Genomic DNA, 19,406 nt, shown 5'->3' with positions numbered 1-19,406 from the left:
TTCTGGATAGGATAAATAATATGTCTGATATTCAACAAATTATTGTGCCAGATGTTGGCGGTGAAGAAGTTGAAATTATCGAGCTTTGCGTTGCTGTTGGTGACGCAATTGAAGCCGATGAAGGTATTGTGACCGTTGAAACCGATAAAGCCTCTATGGATATTCCAGCACCCGTTGCTGGTACCTTAGCTGCGTTAAATGTTGCTGTTGGCGACAAAATTAAGCAAGGCGATGTTATTGGTGAAATAAAAGGTGGTGAAATTAAAACGGGTGCTGAGGCTCAAGTACCAGCAGCTGAACCAGAAGCGCCAGTTGCTACTCCTGCTCAGCCAGCAGCTCCGGCTCCTTCAGCTGGCGGTGAAATCGTTGACGTTTTTGTCCCTGATATTGGCGAAGATGGCGAAGTCGATATTATCGATATTTTAGTGGCTGTTGGTGACGAAATCGCAGAAGAAGACGGTTTAATTACCTTAGAGACAGATAAGGCAACGATGGATGTACCTTCATCTCATGCCGGTACTGTTGTCGAAATTTGTGTTGAGAATGGCGGCAAAGTAAAAACTGGTTCATTGGTATTGAAAGTACAAACAGGTGCTGCTGTTGCTGCTCCTGCGCCTGCAGCACAACCAGCGGTTGCACCAAGCCCAGCACCCGCTGCGGCAAGCTCAGTGATTGACGTTGCTGTCCCTGATATTGGTGAAGACGGCGAAGTTGACGTTATTGACGTACTTGTAGCCGTTGGCGACCAAATCGCAGAAGAAGACGGTTTAATTACTTTAGAAACTGATAAAGCAACCATGGATGTACCGTCTTCTCATGCCGGTACTGTTAAAGAAGTATTGGTGAATACTGGCGATAAGGTTAAAACCGGTTCATTGGTGATTAAGTTGGAAGTTAGCGGCGGTGAAAGCCCAGCTGCTTCAGCTCCTGCACCAGTAACAGCACCTGCGCCAGCATCAGCTCCTGCGGCTCCGGCTCCTGCAGCTAAAAAATCTGCGCCAGTGCCTCATCATCCGCAATCTGGTAGCTTTAAAGCTACAGGTGCTATTTATACATCTCCGTCTATTCGCCGTTTAGCGCGTGAGTTTGGCGTTGATTTAAGCTTAGTGAAAGGTTCGGGTCGCAAAGGTCGTATCTTGAAAGAAGACGTTCAGTCGTATGTTAAATATGAGTTGTCACGTCCAAAAGCTAACGCGGGTAGCTCAGTCGCTAATGGTGAGGGTGGCTTACAAGTTGTTGCTGGTAAGTCGATTGATTTCTCTAAGTTTGGTGAAATTGAAGAGAAGCCGTTATCGCGCATTCAAAAGATTTCTGGTCCATTCTTGCATCGCAGCTGGGTTACTATTCCACACGTGACACAGTTTGATGAAGCTGACATTACCGATGTTGAAGCGTTCCGCAAAGAACAAAACCTTGTTGCCGAGAAGCAGAAGCTAGGTTTCAAAATAACACCATTGGTGTTTATGATGAAAGCTGCTGCCAGTGCATTGCGCGCTTACCCAACGTTTAATGCTAGCTTGAGTGAAGACGGCGAAAGCTTGATCCTCAAGAAGTACGTTCACATTGGTATTGCGGTTGATACACCAAACGGTTTAGTTGTTCCGGTTATTCGCGACGTTGACAAAAAAGGCATTTATGAATTGTCAAAAGAGCTACTAGAAATTAGTGTTAAAGCGCGCGAAGGCAAGCTGAAAGCCACTGATATGCAAGGCGGTTGTTTCACTATTTCTAGCCTTGGTGGTATTGGCGGTACGTCATTTACGCCAATCGTCAACTCACCAGAAGTGGCTATTTTGGGTGTTTCTAAGTCTGAAATGAAACCTAAGTGGAACGGCAAGGAGTTTATTCCTCGCTTGATGTTACCACTTTCAGTTTCATATGATCACCGCGTTATCGATGGTGCATTAGCAGCTAAGTTTACCGTTCACTTAGCGGGTGTAATGTCAGACATTCGCAAACTGATTTTGTAATTGGCCAATAAAGTGAGTGCAGTGCACTCACTTTTACATTAAAGCAAGATAAATATGGCGATTTTTGCTGACATTCAGTACACTTGCCAGCCATAATGAACAAGTTTTCACTGGTAAATGTCACCAGTAAAAGTCGCATGATAATTGAGCGTGATTAACCCTGTTAGTGATGCTGGAATTATCGCTATTAATTAATTATTGAGGTTAGCATGAGTAATAATATTAAAACTCAAGTGGTTGTATTAGGTGCAGGCCCTGGCGGATACTCAGCCGCATTCCGCGCTGCGGATTTAGGACTTGACGTTGTTTTAGTTGAAAGCCGTAAAACGCTAGGCGGTGTTTGTTTAAATGTTGGTTGTATTCCTTCTAAAGCACTATTACACGTTGCTAAAGTCATTGATGATGCTGCTGATATGGCATCTCACGGTGTTAGCTTTGGTAAGCCTGAAATTGATTTAGACAAAGTTCGCGACTGGAAAGACAGCGTCATTGGTCAGTTAACTGGCGGTTTGGCTGGTATGGCCAAGCAGCGTAAAGTGACGACTGTATACGGCTACGGCAAGTTTACTTCAGACAAAACTATTGCAGTTGAAACTGAAGAAGGTACAACAACGGTTGAATTTGACAATGCGATTATCGCTTGTGGTTCATCGGTTGTTGATTTGCCATTTATTCCAAAAGAAGATCCTCGTGTTATCGACTCTACAGGTGCTCTTGAGTTAAAAGACGTTCCTGAAGAAATGTTAGTACTTGGTGGCGGTATTATCGGCCTAGAAATGGGGACAGTATACAGCTCTTTAGGTTCAAACGTGTCTGTTGTTGAGTTTGCTGACCAGTTAGTGCCTGCAGCCGACAAAGACATTGTTAAAGCTTACCAAAACTACAACAAAAAGCGTTTCAACATTATGTTATCAACTAAGGTTGTTGCCGTTGACGCTAAAGACGATGGTTTATACGTCACTTTCGAAGGCAAAAATGCGCCAGAGAGCCAAGTGCGTTACGACAAGATCTTGGTTGCTGTAGGTCGTAAGCCAAACGGTCACTTAGTAGCAGCAGACCAAGCTGGTGTTAACGTTGATGAGCGCGGCTTTATCAATGTTTCAAATGAACTTCGCACTAACGTTAACCACATTTTTGCGATTGGCGATGTTGTTGGTCAACCTATGCTTGCCCACAAAGCGGTTCACGAAGCGCACGTAGCTGCTGAAGTTATCGCTGGTAAGAAGCACGTATTTGAACCTCGTTGTATCCCTTCTATTGCTTACACAGACCCAGAGATGGCTTGGGTTGGTGTAACCGAGAAAGAAGCAAAAGAGCAAGGCCTTAACATTGAAGTGGCTAACTTCCCTTGGGCAGCTTCTGGTCGCGCTATTGCTTCAGCACGTACTGAAGGTAAAACTAAGCTGATTTTTGATAAAGAATCTGGTCGTGTTTTAGGTGGTGCAATTGTTGGTATCAATGCTGGTGAAATGCTTGGCGAAATTGGTTTAGCTGTTGAAATGGGCGCTGACGCTGAAGACGTTGCCTTAACTATTCACGCTCACCCAACATTAAATGAGTCAATTGGTTTAGCCGCTGAAGTATTTGAAGGTTCAATCACTGATTTACCTAACGCGAAAGCCGTTAAAAAGAAAAAATAATAACAACTAACACTAGTTGTAATAGAAGGGCCAGTGACAACACTAGCCCTTTTTTTATTTCTGAATTTTTATATGGCGAGTAAAGCTATAAATGGAAAACAAGCGTTAATATTGATAGATTGTTTAAAGTATAAAGTTTCAAACATGGAAAGAGGAAAGCAATGAACAAAGTTGTAATCGCTGCTCTGTTGGTAAGTGTGTTGTCAGGATGTGCTCAAAACATTGAATCGAGCAATGGTCAGGCTCAGTGGGATTTTGATCACAACGTTCAGTTTCGCGAAACCAAACGCGAAGACGGTACTTATCACATAGAAGTTATTCCAAACTCAAAAGCACCGTTTAGCACCTTATCAACCTTTTTGTTAAGACGATCTATTATGATTTGTCGAAGCTATGGTTTTAAGCTTGAGTTACTGGAAGGTATTGAAGAATTCAATGACAGACGTTCATTCCCCAATATGATTTTTGGTTCGTTAGCCGCCAACTTAGAGTGCCCTGTGCCCCAAGAAAAGTGAGACTAACGCGACAAGTTTAAGTGGTCGCTGTTTACCTTTAAGGGTATAGATACAAAAAAGCCTAAACTTATTCAGTTTAGGCTTTTTATTATTTGTTTGTGTTAGCTAAATTAGCCCACGCGTTACTCTTAGCCTACACGTTTTACGGCAATAAACTCTGTAGTCATTTCTTCTTTTGGCGGCTCAAAGCGAGTCAGGTCAATGCCTTCAACTGCTGCTTTGTACTCATCCATAGTTGGGAAACGACCTAGGATAGTTGAAAGTACAACTAGAGGCGTTGAACCTAGTAGAGATTCACCCTTCTTCTCAGCTGAGTCAGCTACAACACGGCCTTGGAATAGACGAGTTGAAGTGGCGATAACAGTGTCACCTGGCTCCGCTTTTTCTTGGTTACCCATACATAAGTTACAGCCCGGGCGTTCTAGGTATAAGATGTTTTCGTAAGTCTTACGAGCTTCACCTTTCGGGTTGTCGTCGTCGAATACGAAACCTGAGTACTTCGCTAGAATGTCCCAATCGCCTTCTGCTTTTAACTCGTCAACGATGTTGTACGTTGGTGGAGCAACAACTAGAGGCGCTTTGAATTCAATTGCACCGTTTTGCTTTTCTAAGTTACGGAACATTTGCGCGATGATTTGCATGTCACCTTTGTGAACCATACAAGAACCAACGAAACCTAGGTCAACTGGCTTACCATCGTAGTAAGAAACAGGACGGATAACATCGTGGGTGTAACGCTTAGATACGTCTTCGTTGTTTACGTCTGGGTCAGCAATCATAGGCTCTACGATTGAATCTAAGTCGATTTCAACTTCCGCGTAGTACTTAGCGTTGTTATCAGGTGCTAGTGCTGGTTGCTCACCAGACTTGATACCAGCGATACGCTCGTCAGCTAGCTTGATTAGACCACCTAACATGCCCGCTTCGTTTTCCATACCTTTGTCGATCATGATTTGAATACGAGATTTGGCAAGCTCGATAGACTCAATCAATGTTTCGTTATTAGAGATACAGATAGACGCTTTCGCTTTCATTTCTGCAGACCAGTCAGTGAATGTGAATGCTTGGTCAGCTAGAAGCGTACCTATGTGTACTTCGATGATACGACCTTGGAATACGTTTTCGCCGTCGAACTGCTTAAGCATTTGAGCTTGAGTAGCGTGAACGATGTCACGGAAGTCCATGTGGCCAGCCATGTTACCTTTGAATGTAACTTTTACTGACTCAGGGATTGGCATTGCAGACTCACCTGTTGCAAGTGCGATTGCGACCGTACCTGAGTCAGCACCGAACGCTACACCTTTAGACATACGAGTATGTGAGTCGCCACCGATGATAATTGCACGGTCATCAACTGTGATGTCGTTCAATACTTTGTGGATAACGTCAGTCATTGAGTGGTAAACGCCTTTCGGGTCGCGAGCTGTGATAACACCAAACGCGTTCATGAATGCCATTAGCTTAGGTGTATTTGCTTTTGCTTTGCTGTCCCATACAGAAGCTGTGTGGCAACCAGACTGGAAAGCACCGTCTACGCTAGATGCGATTGTAGAAGCAGCCATTGCTTCTAATTCCTGACAAGTCATTGGACCCGTTGTATCCTGAGAACCTACGATGTTAACTTTAACACGTACGTCAGAACCAGCGTGCAATGGCGAGTCTGAAGCAACACCTACAGCGTTACGGTTGAAGATCTTTTCTACCGCGGTTAAACCTTGGCCTTTGTGAGAAATTTCTTTCGACAGTGCGTAAACCGCTGGCGCGTTAACACCTAGAGTTTCAGCTGCGAATGTTTGTAGCTTTTTACCGAAAGTAACAGCGTATGAGCCGCCAGCTTTCATGAACTCCATTTTTTGTGGAGTGAATGCAGAAGAAATGTCAGCTAGCTCGTCGCCGCCATTGAATAGTTTCTTTGCTTTCGTATCGATAGTTAGAACTGTACCCGTTGCTACTGAGTATGCTTCTTCTAAAACTGGGTCGCCATTTGCGTCAGTTACAGTGTTACCGTCGGCGTCAACTTTCTTAACCCAGTTTTTAAGGTCAAGACCTATACCACCAGTTACGTCAACCGTAGTAAGGAAGATAGGTGCGATACCGTTAGTACCAGCAACAATAGGTGCGATATTAATAAATGGAACGTAAGGAGATGCTTGCTCACCAGCCCAAAGTGCTACGTTGTTAACACCAGACATACGAGAAGAACCAACACCCATAGTGCCTTTTTCAGCAACCAACATTACTTTCTTGTCTGGGTGCTGTTCTTGAAGAGCAACGATTTCTTGTTGTGCTTCAGGAGTGATCATACATTGGCCGTGTAATTCACGGTCTGCACGAGAGTGAGATTGGTGGCCTGGAGATAACAAGTCAGTTGAGATATCACCAACTCCAGCGATGTAAGTAACAACTTCAATTTTCTCTTTAACTTCAGGAAGCTTAGTGAAGAACTCTGCGTTTGCATAGCTTTCTAAAATGTCTTTTGCTACGGCATTCCCTGCTTTGAATGCAGCTTCTAAACGCGCAGTGTCAGCATCGTATAAGAATACTTGAGTTTTAAGAACCGCAGCTGCTTGTGCGGCAAGTTCAGCGTTGTCACCTAATGCGATGTCTAAAAGGACTTCAATAGATGGACCACCTTTCATGTGTGAAAGTAGTTCAAACGCAAATTCAACTGAAATTTCAGCAACGATTTCGTTGCCTAAGATAATTTCTTTTAAAAATGCTGCTTTAGCGCCAGCAGCACTTGTTGTACCTGGAAGTGTGTTGTAAATGAAGAAGTTTAATGAATCTTCACGGTGAGCATTATCTTTATCTTTGATCTGCTCGATAATTTCCGCTAACAAATCAGCGCTATCAATTGGCTTTGGTGCTAAACCAAGCTCTTCTTTGCGGGTTTTGATTTCCGCTAAATATTCTGAATATTGACTCATTTGATACTCACTTTATAAAAATGCTAATTGATCTTTTAGTTATTTTAGCTGGGTATTTTACCTGATTTTTTAAGCGCGAGTAATCATTTGCTGAAATAAGTATTATTCATGTTGTTTATAGGAGGTAGAGATTTCGATTATATTGGTTATACCAATTGTCAATAAAGCGTTTCAAGCGAGTTTTTATCTGAGCAGTGTCTAAATTTAGTGCTAGTACTAAGGTCTAATTTTAGCTGTTGTGAATTTATTTTAACCTCTAACTTTACACTTTGAGTCAACTAATGTGTTGCGATTTTAGCACCTAATTGTCAAACCAAGTCATGTTCGCTGCTTTGAGTAAAACAAACAGGTGCCTATGTAAAAAGCTGGGCAAAAAATTAGTACTCGTGCTGTTTAGTGTGCTCAGTTCTCAAGTTCAACAAATACAAATAGATATGGGTAAAGATAATGCTTGCAGAATATTATCAACACGTCGAAGAACGTGCGAAACAAGGTTTAGTGCCAACACCGCTTAACGCTGAGCAAACGGTGGCACTTGTTGAGTTAGTAAAAGCGCCACCAGTAGGTGAGGAACAAGTACTACTTGATTTATTGTCCAATCGAGTACCTGCCGGCGTTGATGAAGCAGCCTATGTTAAAGCGGGCTTTTTAGCCGCGGTTGCCAAGGGTGAGGTTAGTTCACCAATTTTATCGCCAGCACAAGCAACGGAGCTCTTAGGGACTATGCTTGGGGGTTATAATATCGAGCCGCTAATCGACCTTTTAGACGATTCAAAGTTAGCCGAAATTGCCGCGTCTGGATTAAAGAAAACACTGTTAATGTTTGATGCCTTTTACGATGTTAAGGATAAAGCAGACAGCGGTAACCAAGCTGCTAAAGCGGTTATTCAATCATGGGCAGAGGCACAGTGGTTTACTGAAAAGCCTGCCGTTGCTGAAAAGATTACTGTTAAAGTTTTCAAAGTGCCGGGTGAAACCAATACTGATGATTTGTCGCCGGCACCAGATGCGTGGTCGCGTCCTGACATCCCTGTGCATGCTAAAGCGATGCTAAAAATGGAGCGAGAGGGAATTACTCCTGATCAACCTGGTGTTGTTGGGCCAATTAAGCAAATTGAAGCGATGCAGCAAAACGGTATTCCACTGGCCTATGTTGGCGATGTGGTTGGCACTGGCTCATCGCGTAAATCGGCGACTAATTCTGTATTGTGGTTTATGGGGCAAGACATCCCACATGTGCCTAACAAGCGTACGGGCGGTGTCTGTTTAGGGGGCAAAATTGCCCCTATTTTTTACAACACTATGGAAGACTCAGGAGCGTTGCCGATAGAGCTCGATGTTCAGCAAATGAACATGGGGGATGTTATCGATATTTATCCGTATCAAGGCGTAGTAAAAAACGCAGCCGGTGAGGTTATTTCTGAATTCTCACTAAGCCCTGTTTTACTGGATGAAGTTAGAGCTGGCGGTAGAATTCCGTTGATCATTGGCCGTGGTTTAACAGCTAGAGCACGAGCCGCAATGGGCTTAGCTGACACCGATTTGTTCGCTAAACCACAAGACAGCGAAAACTCAAGTAAAGGTTATACTCTGGCGCAAAAAATGGTTGGTCAAGCATGTGGCCTTGATGGGGTTCGAGCAGGACAATACTGCGAACCCAAGATGACCACTGTAGGTTCACAAGATACTACTGGCCCCATGACTCGAGATGAGCTGAAAGATCTCGCTTGTTTGGGCTTTTCTGCAGATTTAGTGATGCAGTCATTCTGCCATACGTCAGCTTACCCGAAACCGGTAGATGTGAACACTCACTATACCTTGCCTGATTTTATGATGAATCGCGGCGGCGTCTCATTACAGCCCGGCGACGGTGTTATTCACTCTTGGTTAAATCGCATGTTATTGCCAGATACGGTTGGTACGGGGGGCGATTCACATACCCGTTTCCCTCTTGGTATATCATTTCCAGCCGGTTCTGGCTTAGTGGCTTTTGCAGCCGCAACCGGCGTGATGCCATTGGATATGCCTGAGTCTGTTTTAGTGCGTTTTAAGGGCAAAATGCAGCCGGGTATTACCTTGCGCGATTTAGTACATGCGATTCCATACTATGCCATCAAGCAAGGCTTACTAACGGTAGAAAAAGCCGGAAAAATTAATGAGTTTTCAGGTCGCATCTTGGAAATTGAAGGGTTAACTGGCTTGACTGTTGAACAGGCCTTTGAGCTCTCTGATGCATCTGCTGAGCGTTCAGCCGCTGGCTGCACAATTAAGCTCGAAGAAGACGCGGTTAAAGAGTATCTAAGATCAAATATTATCATGCTTAAATGGATGATTAGTGAGGGCTATGGCGATGTTCGAACTATTGAACGTCGGATTACCGCGATGGAAAATTGGTTAGCGAACCCGTCGTTAATGAGTGCCGATGCCGATGCCGAATACGCTCATGTGTTAGAAATTGATCTCAATGAAATTATTGAACCGATAGTGTGTTGCCCAAATGATCCTGACGATGCCAAGTTATTGTCTGAAGTCGCTGGCGACAGTGTTGACGAAGTATTTATTGGTTCGTGCATGACTAATATTGGCCATTTTAGAGCAGCTGGTAAATTACTCGATAATTATATGAGTAACACTGGCGGAGTGTTGAATACCAGAATGTGGGTTGCTCCGCCGACCAAAATGGATCGCGACCAGCTCACTGAAGAAGGTTACTACTTCACTTATGGCAAAGCGGGTGTGCGCATAGAAACACCAGGTTGTTCATTGTGTATGGGCAATCAAGCGCGGGTAGCAGAAAAGTCAACGGTGCTGTCTACGTCAACGCGAAACTTCCCAAATCGTTTGGGCACGGGCGCTAACGTTTATTTGACCTCGGCAGAACTCGCTGCTGTTGGCGCAATTCTTGGCAAATTACCATCGCCAGATGAGTATTTTGAATATGCTAAGCAAATTGATGCTACCGCTGCAGATACCTATAGATATTTGAATTTTGATCAAATGGATCGTTATACCAAAAAAGCCGAAACAGTCATTGTTCAACAGGCGGTCTAGCACTCAGTGTTCAACTTCGCTTTTAATAAAATACCACCAACTGGCGGTATTTTTATATTCAGGACGAACGGTCAGACTTTATGGCGCGAAAAATAGTAAGTGTTAGATTTGAGCTATTAAGCTATTATTAAAGACTGTTTTTATATACAGTGTTTGTGTTAAGCTTTGTTAATCGATAGCTATTGAGTCACCATTAGTTTTGAAACTATACATTGCCGAAAAACCAAGCTTAGGTCGAGCAATTGCCGCCGCTTTACCTAAGCCCCACAAGAAACAGCAAGGTTACATTGAAGTAGGCAATGGTGATGTGGTGACTTGGTGTATTGGCCATTTACTTGAACAGGCTGACCCTGAAGGTTATGACCCAAGTTATGCAAAATGGCAATTAGAACATTTACCTATTATTCCCGAGCAATGGCAGTTAAAAGCTAAATTTAAAACGCGCTCGCAATTAACGATATTGCGAAAGCTGGTTAAGCAGGCAACACAACTTGTTCATGCTGGCGATCCAGACCGCGAAGGACAATTACTCGTTGATGAAGTCATTGATCACTTAAAGGTCAGTGCTGTCAAAAAATCGCAAACTCAGCGCTTATTAGTGAGTGATCTCAATTTAGCTGCGGTGAAAAAATCACTATCGAGTTTGCGATCAAACCAAGAATTTGTTGCTTTATCGATTTCTGCACTGGCTCGCAGTCGAGCTGATTGGCTTTACGGTATTAATTTAACCAGAGCGTATAGCATACTCGGACAAAAGTCTGGTTTTCACGGCGTGTTATCTGTTGGCCGAGTGCAAACGCCAGTATTAGCGTTAGTGGTTAATCGAGATCGTGAAATAAGTGAGTTTCGCCCTCATGATTATTTTCAAGTGGATGCGCATTTACAAACTGCTGATGGTCAATGCTTTACCGCGAGATGGCAACCAAGTGAGGCCTGTGCTCCTTATTTAGATGCAGATGGTCGCGTGATCAGTCGCGCTTTGGCGGAAAATGCTATCGCGAGGGTCAATAACCAGCCTGCTATGGTGCAAGAGGTCAAACAGCAGCAAAAAAAGCAGTCTGCGCCGCTACCCTATAATTTATCATCACTGCAAATAGACGCAGCTAAACAGTTTGGCTTGAGCGCAAAACAGGTGCTTGATATTTGTCAGGCCTTGTATGAAAAATATCAATTGATCACTTATCCGCGATCAGATTGTCGTTATTTGCCAACTGACCACTTTAAACAAGCGCCAGAAATTTTATCTATGCTGGCTAACGCACAACTCAAGTTCAGTGATTTGATTGACAAAGCAGACTCTCGTCATCGTTCAAAAGCTTGGAATAACGCTAAGGTAGGCGCTCACCATGCGATTATTCCGACGCTGAAGTCACCAATAAAAATTACCCTTAGCAATACTGAACGCAACGTTTACCAGCTCATTGCCCGTCAATATGTTGCACAGTTTTTTCCGCTTTGCCTGAGTCAACAAACTAAGGTTGATATTGAAATTGCGGGGGGCCGTTTTGGTGCAACCGCTAATGTGCCTGAGCAGTTGGGGTGGAAGTTGCTCTATCAAAGAGCTGAAAATAATCAAACAGCCAGTGAAAAACTTTTGCCACCGTTAGTCAAGGGGCAAGCGTTACATTGTCAGCGTGGAGAGTTATTGCAAAAAGTAACCGAACCACCTAAACCGTTTACCGATGCCAGCTTACTTGCCGCTATGACAGGTATTGCCCGTTACGTGGTTGATCCTGAGTTAAAAAAAGTCCTCAAAGAAACTGATGGCATTGGCACTGAAGCGACTCGTGCTGGTATTATTGATCTACTGTTTAAACGCGGCTTTTTAGTCAAGTCAGGTAAAACTATTAATGCCTCTGAGCTAGGGCGGGGACTAATTCAAACCTTGCCTGAACAAGCGCGCGTGCCTGATATGACTGCACGTTGGGAACTAGCACTAAATCAAATCAGTGAACGACAGCTCAATTATCAGCACTTTATGGTACCGCTGGAGCAGAGCTTAACTGAATTACTGGTGCTAGCACAACAGCAAGACTTTTCAGTTTTACCAAAAAAGGCATTTAAGCCAAAGCGAAAGTACACCAAGAAAAAAACAACCGCTAACGCTAAATCAAGTAGTAGAAAATCATCAAAAGCTAATTTTAATGATTAATATCAGCAATTAATAATAATACTCTAGACTAAATTGAATGTGATCGTCTCTACGCAAGAAATTGAAGGGATCGAGACTGTTGTTGCTGGAAAATAATCTGGCATCAAGTCGCCACTTCCAGTAGTCATTTAATCGACTGGATGCCTCAATAAAGCTTGAACGAGTTGTCGAATCGTCTAAGTCTTGGATGTAAGCGATAAGAATTTCTGTGCCTGCAACGTCATTGAGCACAAACCGTGTTCCTAACATTAAATCGTTCTGTCCCGGTGTAGTCGCGTTGTTATCGCGATCATCAAACTGGTATTCCATTAACCAGCCCAAATCTATTTGTGAGTCAAATATACCTATTTGGGTGTATTCAAAACCGGTCGCGATAGCAACAAAATCTTGAGCTAGCTGTTGATCGAATTGGCGGTAAATGCCTTCGAACTTATATAGCCAATCGCCAACGGCTGCTAAAGCATCAATGCCGAGCTGTTGAATTTGTGGGTAGAGCAATACTATTGTTGGCTGATTGGTTATAGGATTTAACTCGGGAATAAGCAATGGCTCTCTATCTGTGCCGTCAAACCAAGCTACACCGAGATCCCAAGCACCAACTGAATGACTCCAGCGCAATGCGTAATCTATGTGGTGTTCTTCTCGGCTTGATTGATATCTTGGGTTATCTTGATCAATTAATATTTCTGGGCGCAATCGGCCTTCTAGACCCGGAAATGTTCTTTCTCTAAAGCCAGGTAAAATAAAAAAGTCTAGATTTCCCCAGTCTTGAATGAGTGTCAGATTGACCATTGCTTGTCCGAGTTTATCTTCACCGTCGATGGCTTCAACTAAATCGGTTTGGTTAATAATATCAACAAGGTGTATCGACTCCGTTTGCCCCCAGTAGACTTTGTTGATACCTGTTCTCAGCTCCCAAGTCTCACCGACATGTAGCCAGACTAACTCTCGTACATCAAAGTGACTGCGCTCATCGTCGTATTGATCCCAACGATAAAAAGGCTTAAATGTTAAGCTGTCGTTTTGTTGATTCCACTGAAAATAAATTTCAGGTTCAATAAAAGCTGACAAATAACCATTGTGTTGCTGAGTGAATTGGAACTCTTGTGGGAAATAACGATACTCCAATGCTGCAATTAGGCTAAGCTGAAAGGCATTGTTGTGTGGTTCCGAAAAAGTAGCGTTACTCGTTTGTGGTTGGCTTCTATTGGTTAGCTCTTTCGATGATTCGTTATTGTTGTTGTCGCTAGACACGTCAGGTTGGTCGATACTTTGTACTGTTGCTGGCGGCAATGTCTCGATATTAGCATTGCTTACTGCATTTGTTTGCGCTTGTTTCTGAGACCCTCTGACAATTGATTCATTATCTCTTTTAGCTGACGTTGGTAAAACGTTTACTGTTCTCTTGGGGGCTGTTGACCAGCCTCCAATATCGTCTAGGAATTTATTTTTGGCTTGTTTGTTGTCAAAATCCTGAATATAACTCAGCGGCGGTATTTTCAAGTAATGCCCGGTAATCATGTAGTTCAGGTTATTTTCCCTAAATGCTTTAGGGTTGAAGTGATAAAGTGCTTGCATCACTTGATGAACAGATAATTCATCATTGGGTCTTACCTTTAAGGCTATACTCCAAATGGTATCGCCTTGATTGATTGGTCCGTAGCGGTCAGCTGTGACAGAACCACTAGCGTTACTAGTAATCATCTGAACACTGTTTGGTTTTGCAAAGGTTTGGGCACTAACGGTTAGACCCAGCAGCATTGCCGAGTATAAATAGCGACGTTTTAGTTTTACCATATGCAGTGTTTTCCCGTACTGAACAATGTTTTGACAAAAAATAAATAAACTTGAAATAAGCAACTCATGTACCAATTAACGACCAGCTTTTGGCTGATTGTACATTGAGCAGTTACTTGGCTCGCTTTAAGGTAGCTTTATTAAAATCTTTTTCTGTCAAACCTGTTTTAAAGCTCAAATTGTGTGTGACAAAATCGGTGCTTTTTCCCGTTTGATGGTTGACCATAACCATCTTTAATGGTCGCCAATATTGGTCTAAATATAGCTGATAATTCAATAAGGTTAACGTTTTTAATAAAGCGTTTTTACGGTCGTAGAAATCGACCTTTTGTGCGCGGTAATGAGCTTTATCAATCCAGTTGACTTGCCGGGTATAGCCTGAGTATTTATCTACAGGATCACTTTCGATGACAAAACAATCTACGCCATTGACCTTTTCATCGCGCAGATATCGGTATGTATACTTCTCAACCTCAAACGAACTCAGGTCTTCAAAAGCAAATTCACTACCCATAAATGGTCCTGACTTATTACGTGATGAAATGCGTTTTACTCTTTTTAGAGCTGGTAAGTATATCCATTGCTCGTCAGGGGTGGTTGCATGTGAAAAACTTAAAAAAGCGGTTCCTTTGACATCGCGTGGCCGATCAAAGATGGTTAGACTTTTGTCTCCATCGTTGTTGATTTCTAACGATTTAATACGAATTTTTCGAATAGTTTCTTGCTGTTGAGCATTGCGCAAGATCATTGAAGCATCGGCATAAGAGTCTTGCCAACCGATATCTCTTGCTTTCCTTTCAGTTGCTATTTCCAAACCTTTTTGCTCAGGTGTTTGTCCATAAGCACTATTACTTATCATCAATAGCGCCAGTAGTACTTGGCTGATGGCTATACTAGCTCGTTTCATAAAGTTTCTCCAAAGTTGTTAGGCTCTATTGATCTCTAGTTGAGTTTTGTTTTTACTTTTATCGAGCAACATTAAGAATGCAGGTAAGAAAAAGAAATCAACGATTAACGCTGTTACAATAATAATAGCGGTTAAAAGTCCCATGTCTGCGTTAAGCCTGAACGAAGACATTGCCAATACACTAAAACCAATGGTCAGCACAACTGTTGTCGTCCAAAGAGCATAACCAACATTATTGAATGCGTAGTGTATCGATTGTTCAGTGCTACTGCCTAATTTTTTTGCTAGCTGATACTTACTGAGAAAGTGCACTGTATCATCAACTATGATGCCCAACGTCATGCTCAGTACAACAGAAAGCCCCATATTGATTTCTGCAGAGTATATAGCCCAAATACCAAAACCTATTGCTGCTGGAATCAAATTGGGTAATAAACTGATAGCTCCCATTTTCCAGGACTTTAAGGCAAATACAAGCAAGCAGGAAATGATGATTAGCGCAACTAACGCCCCGACTAACATACTTTTCATATTTTTTTCGCCAACATGTGCAAACATCAACGCTGGGCTGGCTGCATCAACAGTAATATTCGGTGCATTCGCAGATATCCATTGCTTCGCTCGTTGCTCAAATTCAGTGAACTCTTTACTCCCTAAGTTCTTGAGAATAACTGTAATTCTGGTAGCTGACTTATCAATATCGAGTTGGTTATTGAGATCTAAGCCATATGGCAACGACATTTCATACAGCAACAGATACTGTGCCGCAAGTTCTTGGCTATCAGGCAATTGATAATATGCCTGGTCGTCGCCGTGCATGTTTTTATTTAATCTTTTAAAGGTGTCAGAAATAGTAGCAACGTGATCTACTTCCGATTGGGCTGACAACCATGTCGCAAAGCTCTGTATTTGCTTCAGTGTTGAAGGGCTGTTGATACCCGACTCGACTTCAGTGTAGAGTGCAAAATCTATTGTTGACATACCACTGACATTGGCCTGTTGAAAATCGGTTGCTTGTCTAAAATCGGTCGACTGGTCAAAGTACTCGGTAGGTACGTCGTTAATGTGATTGAAAGTAGAAAAATACAAACTAGCGATCACAATTATTACTGACGTAGGCAGCAGCTTTTTGTGGTTTCGTGTCACCCAGTAAGCGATGCCATTAAGTTTGGTTTTATTGTTCGAGTTATTTATTTTTACCTTTAGTGGCAGCAGATTGAGAAGAGCTGGTAACAAGGTAACTGAAAACAAAAAAGCAATCATGATACCCAACGCTGTTAAATTGCCTAAATCGACAATAACAGGCACATTGGAAAAGTTAAGCGTTAGAAAGCCAATGGCCGTAGTGGCGCTTGTAATAAATATCGGTGTTAGGTTTTGCTCTACGCTATAGCCAATTGCTTCGGATTTACTTTTACCTTGACTCAATGCCAATAGCATAGTTGATATCACGTGAACACAGTCAGCTACAGCAAGCGTCATTACGACTGTTGGCACGTTTACCGTTGCCGTGCTCAAAAAGAATCCGAACCAACCAGCTAGCCCCATGGTTGAAATTATTGCCGTAAAAATAATGAGCACCGTTGAGATAGTCGCCGCAATAGATCTTAGCATTAGCCACAAAATTGCAACAATTGCTAAAAACATTGCCGGAACTAATGTCATCACATCGTTTTTGGACTCTGTGATAAAGGCATTATTCATGTAAACAACGCCAGTATGATAAAAGTTGTGATCTGGGTATTTTTCTTTATAGCTATCTGTCAACGCCACTATGTAGTCAGCGATTTCTACCACAGCTTGAGCTGCTGTAGCTGCATTTTCTGGAATGGACGCGTCAGGCAGTTGGACGGTGATGTTAATAACAGCAACATCTCCTTGATCTGATATTAAGCGCTTAACTAGGTTGGGCTCTGAGATTGTAATTCGAGCAATTCGATCAATTAGTTGTTCATCTATGGAAGTTTCGTCTAACAGTAAATCTTCGACAATTAGATCATCTTCTTCAGCCCATGTGTGCTGATAATTGGTAATTGAATCTACGCGAGATGAAAGGGGGGTTTGCCAAGCTTCATCAGTGAGTTGTTTAATTAGTTTTAAACTTTTTTGGTTAAATATGTCTCCTGACTTAGGGGCAATAATAATAGCTGCGTTGTCATTGTTGCTAAATATTTTTTGCATTTTCTCAAATGCGACAAGTTGAGGGTTATCACGTTCAAAAAAGACTTTGTAGTCACCCCTGAAGTACAAGTTTTTAGCGCCAATAACCGATACGATAACAAACGACAATACGAGAATTAGAGTTAACCAAGAATGGCTAATTATTGCTTTGAGCCACAGTGCTTTCATGCTTGTTTTGTCCTTTGAACAATAAAAGTTAAATATCTTTTAGATATAGTAACTTAATTAAACAGTATCTGGTTTCCACTATCAATGTAATAAGTACGAACGTGTTCAATATGCTGCTGAATTAGTACCAATAATGTATCAAAAAGTAACATTGGTAGTGTAATTATTGACTATACTCGAAATAGAATGTAAAAAAAGTTGTTGACTATAGAGTAGCTTTTTGCAATGGAAAAACTATTTTCACGGTCAAACTACAAGAATGGTTACTTGGTATGTTAATTAAGGAGTAGTATATGAATAAAATTGTTATTTATACAGTTATAGGAAGCTTGACGTTATTAGCTTCGAATTTTTCCTTTGCGGCTACTGCTGAAGTTGAGTGGAACGAGCCTGAAAAATACCGTGATATTAGAGCTGGAAACGAAACTCGTAAGCATTTTCAAAACAGAGTTTTTAAGCAGCTTGGCGATCATTTTTCGAAGTTGGCAGAGCAATTGCCTGAAGGACAAACACTAAAGGTTAAAGTCACTGACGTTGACTTGGCTGGCGATGTTAACTTTGGAGGTATGAATCAAGTAAGAATTATCAAGCGCGTTTTTAGTCCGCGTTTAGAATTTTCTTATCAACTGCTTGATAAACAAAATCAAGAAGTTACCGCGAGTGATGTAGATTTAAAAGACTTAGGGTTTTTAGACAATCATTTGAAATTACGTTATCGCAATCGCTCGTTTGGTTATGAAAAACAAATGTTAGATGATTGGTTTAGTGAGACCTTCATGACGGAGACTATTGCAAAAAACTAGGCGTGCTTTGCAATTTGCAACAAAGTGGCTCGATATTTCTTTTTGACTGAAGCGATGATTAACAATTATTAATCATCGCTTCTTACCATCTAAAGTCTCTTCTTTATTCTCACATAACCGTTTGTCGCTTATTTTTACACACCTGTACAATTAATTTTTATAATTATGTTTAAGTTGTTGTTTTTTATTTTGTTTTATTGTTTTGGTCCGTATTTTGCTTTTTTATTGACTGTAGTAGCAGTTAGCAAATTAAGGATTCTAAATGAAGTACGTAAATTTAGCCGCTTTAGCAGTATTGATAACGTCTTTTTCTTCGTCTGCAAACGTCATTGACGTTCAATTTGACGATTTTTCAGATCTCAGTCAGTTTCAATTAAACGGTACTGCAGCCTCATTAAACCCAAATTCAGATGATGTGTTACGTTTGACCAATGGTTTAAACCAATCTAGCAGTGCTTTCTTAAACAATGCTATTTCATTGCAAAACCAAGCATCTTTTAGCTCATTTTTTAGCTTTCAAATAGACAATAATATCGGTATTGGCGATAGTGATGGTGCTGGTGCTGATGGTATCGTATTCACCTTACAAACCCAGTCTAACACAGCTGGTGGTTTGGGCTTTGGTATTGGTTACGAAGGTATCTCTAATTCGTTAGGGATTGAATTTGATACTTACTTTAACAATGTAAACCGCTTCCCGTCTGTTGATGACCCGGACGGTAATCACCTTGGTATTAACCTTGATGGTTCGGTAAATTCTGAAGTAACGTTAAGTGAATCTGAGCGTTTTAATAACGGCGATGAATGGTACGTTTGGGTTGACTATAATGGCTTAACTGATTTGTTAGACGTTCGTTACAGCACAAGTGACTCTAGACCTGCGACCGCAAGCTTGTCATATACTGTTGATCTGGAAAATACATTTGGCAGCAGTGATGTTTTCGTTGGCTTTACTTCTGGTACTGGTGCTGGTGGTAATTTTCATGACATCAACAGCTTTAGATTTACTAACGATTTTCGTCCGATAGAAGTACCAGAGCCAAGCTCTTTGGCTGTATTTGGACTTGCTTTGATGGGCTTAGCGTTTAGAGCTAGAAAAGCTAGATAGTGTCAGTTGAACAAAATCAATAAAAAAGGGCCTTATGGCCCTTTTTATTTTTTATCTGAACCGTCCTAAATAAGGTTGACACTTTTCAATCAATGAATTGGAGAGTGCCATGAAATCAACCACTAAACGAACTCAAAAGGATTACTCACTCGCTTTTAAATTGGCGGTCGTCGACCAAGTTGAAAAA

11 protein-coding genes are annotated in these 19,406 nt (G+C 41.8%); 7 read left to right on the top strand and 4 right to left on the bottom strand.

Annotated elements, in window-relative coordinates:
• Positions 1 to 20 precede the first annotated feature (20 nt).
• The 3 genes from aceF (at position 21) to J7384_RS11775 (ending at position 4,125) form a co-directional block, all read left to right on the top strand.
• Positions 21 to 1,970 (top strand): pyruvate dehydrogenase complex dihydrolipoyllysine-residue acetyltransferase, encoded by a 1,950-nt coding sequence (gene aceF, locus J7384_RS11785; protein WP_209114254.1) that lies wholly within the window; start codon positions 21 to 23, stop codon positions 1,968 to 1,970.
• 209 nt (positions 1,971 to 2,179) lie between these two features.
• Positions 2,180 to 3,610 (top strand): dihydrolipoyl dehydrogenase, encoded by a 1,431-nt coding sequence (lpdA, locus tag J7384_RS11780; RefSeq protein WP_209114252.1) that lies wholly within the window; start codon positions 2,180 to 2,182, stop codon positions 3,608 to 3,610.
• 161 nt (positions 3,611 to 3,771) lie between these two features.
• The gene (locus J7384_RS11775) at positions 3,772 to 4,125 is read left to right on the top strand and encodes a hypothetical protein (protein WP_209114250.1); all 354 of its coding nucleotides are present in this window, start codon (positions 3,772 to 3,774) and stop codon (positions 4,123 to 4,125) included.
• A 128-nt stretch (positions 4,126 to 4,253) separates the two neighbouring features.
• Here the strand turns inward: J7384_RS11775 and J7384_RS11770 are convergent, their stop codons facing one another.
• On the bottom strand, positions 4,254 to 7,052 hold the full coding sequence (locus J7384_RS11770) for a bifunctional aconitate hydratase 2/2-methylisocitrate dehydratase (protein ID WP_209114248.1): 2,799 nt from the start codon (positions 7,050 to 7,052) through the stop codon (positions 4,254 to 4,256).
• 447 nt (positions 7,053 to 7,499) lie between these two features.
• On the opposite strand from J7384_RS11770, the gene acnB reads away from it, so the two are divergent.
• Both acnB and J7384_RS11760 read left to right on the top strand, forming a co-directional pair.
• A complete protein-coding gene (gene acnB / locus J7384_RS11765) occupies positions 7,500 to 10,103 on the top strand; it encodes a bifunctional aconitate hydratase 2/2-methylisocitrate dehydratase (protein WP_209114246.1) in 2,604 nt (867 codons plus the stop codon).
• A gap of 199 nt (positions 10,104 to 10,302) precedes the next feature.
• Positions 10,303 to 12,255 carry a DNA topoisomerase III gene (locus tag J7384_RS11760; RefSeq protein ID WP_209114244.1) on the top strand — a complete coding sequence of 651 codons (1,953 nt, stop codon included), beginning with the start codon at positions 10,303 to 10,305 and terminating at the stop codon, positions 12,253 to 12,255.
• A gap of 9 nt (positions 12,256 to 12,264) precedes the next feature.
• Here the strand turns inward: J7384_RS11760 and J7384_RS11755 are convergent, their stop codons facing one another.
• The 3 genes from J7384_RS11755 to J7384_RS11745 all read right to left on the bottom strand — a co-directional run bounded on the left by J7384_RS11755 (position 12,265) and on the right by J7384_RS11745 (position 17,308).
• The gene (locus tag J7384_RS11755) at positions 12,265 to 14,052 is read right to left on the bottom strand and encodes a FimV/HubP family polar landmark protein (RefSeq protein ID WP_209114242.1); all 1,788 of its coding nucleotides are present in this window, start codon (positions 14,050 to 14,052) and stop codon (positions 12,265 to 12,267) included.
• A gap of 112 nt (positions 14,053 to 14,164) precedes the next feature.
• Entirely contained in the window at positions 14,165 to 14,959 is a 795-nt protein-coding gene (locus J7384_RS11750) for an outer membrane lipoprotein-sorting protein (protein WP_209114240.1), read from the bottom strand.
• Between the two features lie 18 nt (positions 14,960 to 14,977).
• The gene (locus tag J7384_RS11745) at positions 14,978 to 17,308 is read right to left on the bottom strand and encodes an MMPL family transporter (protein ID WP_209114238.1); all 2,331 of its coding nucleotides are present in this window, start codon (positions 17,306 to 17,308) and stop codon (positions 14,978 to 14,980) included.
• A gap of 293 nt (positions 17,309 to 17,601) precedes the next feature.
• Here J7384_RS11745 and J7384_RS11740 point away from each other — a divergent pair, with 293 nt between their 5' ends.
• Entirely contained in the window at positions 17,602 to 18,111 is a 510-nt protein-coding gene (locus J7384_RS11740) for a DUF3016 domain-containing protein (RefSeq protein WP_209114236.1), read from the top strand.
• Positions 18,112 to 18,373: 262 nt separating this feature from the next.
• Positions 18,374 to 19,219, top strand: a complete 846-nt coding sequence (locus tag J7384_RS11735) for a PEP-CTERM sorting domain-containing protein (protein WP_209114234.1) — start codon at positions 18,374 to 18,376, stop codon at positions 19,217 to 19,219.
• Positions 19,220 to 19,406: the final 187 nt, after the last annotated feature.

The sequence above is a fragment of the Endozoicomonas sp. G2_1 genome (genome assembly GCF_017744155.1).
Classification (GTDB): domain Bacteria; phylum Pseudomonadota; class Gammaproteobacteria; order Enterobacterales; family Alteromonadaceae; genus JAGHQT01.
This window is presented reverse-complemented; position numbering and strand designations above follow the sequence as displayed.